General features: G+C 71.5%; 1 protein-coding gene. It reads right to left on the bottom strand.

Features of this window, described 5'->3' with window-relative positions; all coding sequences use genetic code 11:
• On the bottom strand, positions 1 to 3,394 hold a 3,394-nt coding region (locus tag ABD249_RS02240; RefSeq protein ID WP_344339873.1), incomplete at its 3' end, for a fibronectin type III domain-containing protein.
• Between the last annotated feature and the right edge of the window lie 70 nt (positions 3,395 to 3,464).

Here is a 3,464-nt window from a genome sequence, read left to right as displayed (position 1 = left end):
GCGTGCACGTCGTCGACGCGCACGCCTGCGAGAACGACCCATCCGCGCTCTGCACCGTGTAGCCCGAGATCGCCGCACCGTTCGACGCCGGGGCAGCCCACGCGAGCGTCACCGTCTGGTCCCCGACCGACAGCACGTTCGGTCGGATCGGCGCCTCAGGCCGGCCCTTCACGTTCAGCACGACCTGCCCGGTCTGCTGCCGCTGCACGGTCTCCGTCGCATCCTGCACCGTGTAGCGCACGGTCAGCACGCCCGAGAACTCCGAGCCGGGCGTCACCGTGACCGTCGCGCCATCGGTCGTCGCCTGGCCGTCGCCGCCGACGACCGTCGCCTCGATCACGCGCAGCGGCGCCTGGCCCTCGAAGGGGTTGTAGTCGTTGGCGAGCACGTTCACGGCCGAGGCGACGCCCTGCACCGCCTCGCCCGTGTCGTCGCGCAGGCTCGCGAGCGGCTCGTTCGAGATCACGACGGTCGCGACCACGGTGCCCTGCACGGCGTTGCCATGGCGATCGCTCACCTCGATCGAGTACGACACCGACGCACCGAGGTCGGCGTTCACCGGGGCCGTCAGCGTGAGGGTCTGATCCGCGATCGCCGCGTCGAGCTGGCCCGACTCGCCGCCGACGCGCTCGTAGTCCATCTCCTCGAGGTCGCCGGGATCGGGATCCCGGGTGGCCGACGTGAGGTCGAAGTCGACCGTCCCGCCCTGCGGCACCTGGATCGAGGCGCCGTCGAAGGTGGGCGGCACGGCCGAGGACGGGCGCACGAGCAGCGCGATCGAGAGGGTCGCGGTGTTGGCGTCGGGGTCGGACTCGTCGGTGCCGTCGCTCACCTCGAAGCTGAGCGTCGCCGGGCCCGTGTAGCCGGACTCCGACGTGTAGACGAGCGTGTCGACGTCGACCACGAGCGGATCGCCGTTCGCGTTCGTCGCCGACACGCGATCGGCGGTCGTGATGCGCGGCGCATTCTGCGACACCTCGACCAGCTCGTCGAGGTCGAACTCCTCCGCGATCCCCGACTGCACCTCGTACACCGCGCTCGGATCCGACAGTCGCGGCGCGGTCCCGCGCGCGACGGGCACGAACACGAACGCCTCGGCGCTCTCGCCGTCGGGGTCCGTCACCCGGTACGTGACGACCTGGAACTCCTCGTCGCTCGGCGTCATGCGGATGCCGTCCGTCACCAGGTCGCCCGCACCCTGCAGCACCGTCACCTCGAGCGCGTCGGGGCTGCCGTCGGGGTCGAGGTCGTTGTCGAGCACGGGCACCGCGAGCGGCTCCCCCGCGACGACCTCGGCCGGCGGCACGACGTCGTCGACCGCGATCGGCGGCTCGAGCGGCGCATCCTCGGCCACGGTCACGAGCACGAGACCCTGCGTCGACCCGCCGCGGCCATCCGAGATGCGGTAGCGCAGCTCGTACTCGCCCGGAGCATCCGGCGACACGAAGTCGACCGTGCTGCGATCCTCGTCGATCGTCACCTCGCCGAGCTCCTCCGAGGCGTCGGCGATGCCGTCGGTCTCGAGCGTGAGGAGGTCGCCGTCGGGGTCGGAGTCGTTCGCGAGCACGGCCACGGCGATGTCGCGGCCCGGCTGCACCGACACCTCGTCGCGCACGGCGTACGGCGCCTGGTTGATCTCGGGCGGCGGTGCGATGCCCACGACGACCGCGGCGGTCGACTCGTCGCCCCAGCGATCGCGCACGCGGTAGGTGAAGGTCGTCGAGCCCGCCGTGCCCTCGTACGCCTCGTAGACGAAGAAGCCGTCGCCGACCTCGACGATGCGCCCGGCGCCCGGTGCCTCGTCGTAGCCGACGAGCTCGACGCCGTCGCCGTCGGGGTCGATGCCGTCGAGCGGGATCGGGATCGACACGCGATTGCCCTCGACGACGCGCGCCGTCACGGTCTCGGCGATCGGCGGCGCGTTGCCCGAGTCGCGCGCGACGACCGTGACGTCGATGGGCGCCGTGGCGACGCCGCCGTGCACGTCGGAGATCTCGTAGACGAGGCGGATGGACGAGGGGCCGCCGACGGGCACGAACACGCGCACCTGGTCGCCGTCGACGAAGGCGCAGCCCTCGGCATCCTCGCCTGTGACGTCGCAGCCGTCGTCGCCGGAGGCGAACGTGGTCTCGACGAGCTCGCCCGACACGGTCAGCTCGATGTTGTCGGGGCTGAAGTCGTTCTCGAGCACGGGGATCGACACGAAGTCGCCCTCGCGCACCGTCGCGGTGTCGGCGACCGCCGTGGGCTGCGCCGGCTGGTCCGGCGGCGGCACCGGGATGACGACCACCTGCCCGGTCTCGGTGAACCGTCCGTTCGACACCGTGTAGGTGATCGTCGTCTCCGAGGCGATGCCCTGCGTGTCCGACAGCCGCAGGACGCGGCGCTCGAGCAGCTGCGCGGAGACGGGCGAGCCCTCGGCGACGACCGACTGCACGACGAGCACGCCGCCCGAGGGGTCGACGTCGTTGGCGAGCAGGTCGACGAGCGTCTCGCCCAGCTGCGGCAGCAGCGCGATGTCGCGCACGGCGACGGGCCGTGCCTCGTCGTCGGTCTCGCGGATGTCGACGCGGATCTGCCCCGTCGGCGACGATGCGCCCGCGGAGGCGAGATACGGCAGGTAGTGCGTGCCGACGGTGTCGCCGGACAGCGACACGATGCCGGTGTCCGGATCGAACGAGCCCGTCAGCTGCGGTGCGCGATCGAACGACACCTGCGCGAGGCGCGCATCCTGGGTGCCGGGCACGTAGTCGTTCGCGAGCGGCTCGATCGACACCTCCTGCCCGACCGTCGCGGTGATGAAGTCCGCGTTCGCGATCATCTCCGCGGTGTTGCGCTCCATGACGGTGACGCGGATCGAGCCGGTCGCGGCCTGCCCGCGGCTGTCGACGATGGAGAGCTCGACCGTCGTGGGCCCTGGGGATCCGGTCGCGGTGTAGAGGATGCGGCCCGCCGGGGATGCCTCGATCTGGTCGCCGGAGGGGCTCGTGGCCGACTGCAGGTAGAAGTCGTCCCCGTCGGGGTCGTACCAGCCCTGCAGGCCCGGGTACTCGAACCGGGCGGTCTGCTCGATCGTGAACGACTGCTCGAACAGCGGCTCCGGCGCACCGTTCTCATCCGGCGTGCGCACCGTCACCGTCACGGTCGCCGTCGCCGAGCCGCCCTTGCCATCGACGACCTCGTACTGGAACGTCACGATCCGCTCCGAGAACGACTCCGGGATCTCGATCTGCAGCTGCGAGTCGTTCGCGATCGGCGACACCGTGATGCCCGACGGCAGATCGGACACGACCCGCGCCGTCAGCACGTCGCCGTCCTGATCCGAGTCGTTCGCCAGCACCGGCAGGATGCTCGCCCGCCCCGGACGCGCCCCCAGCTGATCGTCCGTCGCCACCGGATCGTGGTTCTCCGCCGACGGCGGCGGGACCGTCTGCTGCAGGATGTCCTCCAGCGACTCGTCCTGC

It is taken from the genome of Agrococcus versicolor, from assembly GCF_039531815.1.
Lineage (GTDB): Bacteria > Actinomycetota > Actinomycetes > Actinomycetales > Microbacteriaceae > Agrococcus > Agrococcus versicolor.
Note: the sequence above shows the minus strand (reverse complement) of the source record. Positions and strands in the feature narration are given on the sequence as shown.